Origin of the sequence: Mesorhizobium sp. M7A.F.Ca.CA.002.05.1.1, assembly GCF_003998335.1 — a bacterium.
Lineage (GTDB): Bacteria > Pseudomonadota > Alphaproteobacteria > Rhizobiales > Rhizobiaceae > Mesorhizobium.
Map to the genome: position 1 here is coordinate 1 of NZ_RZQI01000853.1, position 2,539 is coordinate 2,539.

At 62.9% G+C, this 2,539-nt stretch carries 3 protein-coding genes; all 3 read right to left on the reverse strand.

Features of this window, described 5'->3' with window-relative positions:
* A partial coding sequence (locus tag EN939_RS29500; RefSeq protein WP_127271206.1) for an FAD-dependent oxidoreductase occupies positions 1-858 on the reverse strand: 858 nt, incomplete at its 3' end.
* A gap of 36 nt (positions 859-894) precedes the next feature.
* The gene (gene glnT / locus EN939_RS29505) at positions 895-2,202 is read right to left on the reverse strand and encodes a type III glutamate--ammonia ligase (protein WP_127270291.1); all 1,308 of its coding nucleotides are present in this window, start codon (positions 2,200-2,202) and stop codon (positions 895-897) included.
* A 61-nt stretch (positions 2,203-2,263) separates the two neighbouring features.
* The coding region (locus tag EN939_RS29510) for a glutamate synthase-related protein (RefSeq protein ID WP_245460903.1) at positions 2,264-2,539 on the reverse strand (276 nt) is incomplete at its 5' end.

A 2,539-nucleotide genomic window follows, 5' to 3' on the forward strand; every position in this document is an offset into this window, starting at 1 on the left:
GGACTGGCTGACGTAGAAATGGCCGGCGCCGAAGGTCATGACACCAGGGATGAGCGGCTTGATCGCCTCGGAGACAAAGGCCTGCAGCACATGGCTTTCGATAGGCAGGCGCAGGCCGGCCATCGCCGCGACGCGCGACGAACTTCCGGCGACCGCCATGCCGACCTTGCCGGCACCGATCTTGCCGCGCGATGTCTCGACGCCGGTCACCTTGCCATTGGCGTCCCTGACGAAGCCGGTGACTTCGCAATTCTGGATGATGTCGACGCCGAGTTCGCTCGCCGCATGGGCATAGCCCCAGACCACCGCATCGTGCCGCGCCGTGCCGCCGCGCCGCTGCAAGAGCCCGCCTTGCACGGGAAAGCGCGCATTGTCGAAGTTCAGGAACGGGATCATCTTCTTGACGGCAGCGAGGTCGAGCAGTTCGGCGTCGATGCCGTTGATGCGCATGGTGTTGCCGCGCCGCGCATAAGCGTCGCGCTGTGCGTCGGAGTGGTAGAGGTTGATGACGCCGCGCTGGCTGACCATCGCATTGTAGTTGAGGTCCTGCTCCATCCGCTCCCACAGCTTCATCGACAATTCGTAGAAGCCGGTGTTGCCGGGCAGGCCGTAATTGGAGCGGATGATGGTGGTGTTGCGGCCGGCATTGCCGGAGCCGATCCAGCCTTTTTCGAGTACGGCGACATTCTTGATGCCGTACTCGCTGGCGAGAAACCAGGCGGTGGCAAGCCCGTGGCCGCCGCCGCCGATGATCACCACGTCGTAGCGATCCTTCGGCGTGGCGTCGCGCCAGGTGCGTTGCCAGTTCTTGTGGCCGGACAGGGCGGCGCGGGCGAGCGAAAAGATCGAATATTTCATCAGTTCATTCCGAGGTCGCTCGCGTCACGTTGGTGGTCAGATATCCAGCGTGTGGTCGCGCTCCCATTGCGTGAAGTGCGAAGCATAGGAATTCCATTCCTGGTGCTTCAGCTTTAGGTAGGCCGACGAGAATTCCTCACCCAGCGCCGCCTTGAGCGATTTGTCCTTGTCGAACTCGCGCAACGCGTCGAGCAGGTTGAGCGGCAGTTTTGGCGCGCCCTTCACCGTGTGCCCATGCTGGTACATGTCGATGTCGTAGCGCTTGCCGGGATCTGCCTTGGAGCGGATGCCGTCGAGGCCGGCGGCGATGATAACCGCCTGCAGCAGATAGGGGTTGGCCGCCCCATCCGGCAGTCGCAGTTCGAAGCGGCCCGGGCCGGGCACGCGCACCATGTGGGTGCGGTTGTTGCCGGTCCAGGTCACTGTATTCGGCGCCCAGGTCGCGCCCGAAATGGTGCGCGGCGCGTTGATGCGTTTGTAGGAATTGACCGTCGGGTTGGTGATCGCGGCCAGCGCCGAGGCATGCTTCATGATGCCGCCGAGGAAATTCCGGCCCTTGGCCGACAGGCCGAGCTCCATCGATTTGTCGGCGAAAACGTTGGTCTTGCCCGATTTATCCCAGACCGAGATATGGGCATGGCAGCCATTGCCGGTCAGGCCCTGGAACGGTTTGGGCATGAACGTCGCGCGCAGGCCATGCTTCTCGGCGATCGACTTGACCATGAACTTGAAGAAGGAATGCTTGTCCGCGGTCGCCAGCGCGTCGTCGAAGGCCCAGTTCATCTCGAATTGGCCGTTGGCATCCTCGTGGTCGTTCTGGTAGGCGCCCCAGCCGAGCGCCAGCATGTGGTCGCAGATCTCGGCGATGACGTCATAGCGACGCATCACCGCTTGCTGGTCGTAGCAGGGCTTTGAGGCCGTGTCGTATTCGTCGGAAATCGTCTTGCCGTCGGGCGAGATCAGGAAGAACTCGGCCTCGACGCCGGTCTTGACGTGCATGCCGTCGCTGGCGGCTTCCGCGATCAGCCGCTTCAGCGTGTTGCGCGGCGCCTGGTCGACCTCCTTGTCGTCCATGATGCAGTTGGCCGCGACCCAGGCGACTTCCGGCTTCCACGGCAGCTGGATCACCGAATCCGGATCCGGCACCGCCAGCATGTCGGGATGTGCCGGCGTCAGGTCCAGCCAGGTGGCGAACCCGGCAAAGCCGGCGCCATCCTTCTGCATGTCGGCGATCGCCTGTGCCGGCACCAGCTTGGCACGCTGGCCACTGAACAGGTCAGTGTAGGAAATCATGAAATATTTGACGTTTTTCGCCCTTGCGAATTCTGCAAGATCAGTTGCCACGATAGTTCCCCATTTTTATCGATTGTTGTTCCCGAGTATGCGGGAGTCGGCCCTTCGTTGATTAGAAGCCGTTCTTCCCCGGTATCCAGTTGGTGCCGGCCAGCGGCACGCCGGCCATGGCGGCTGCCTCGATCGTCAGCGCGACGAGGTCCTCGGGTTCGAGATTGTGCAGGCTGTTCTTGCCGCAGGCACGCGCGATGGTCTGCGCTTCCAGCGTCATCACCTTGAGGTAGTTCGCCAGCCGGCGCCCGGCAGCCACCGGGTCGACCCGCTTCATCAATTCGGGGTCCTGCGTGGTGATGCCGGCGGGGTCGCGCCCCTCGTGCCAGTCGTCATA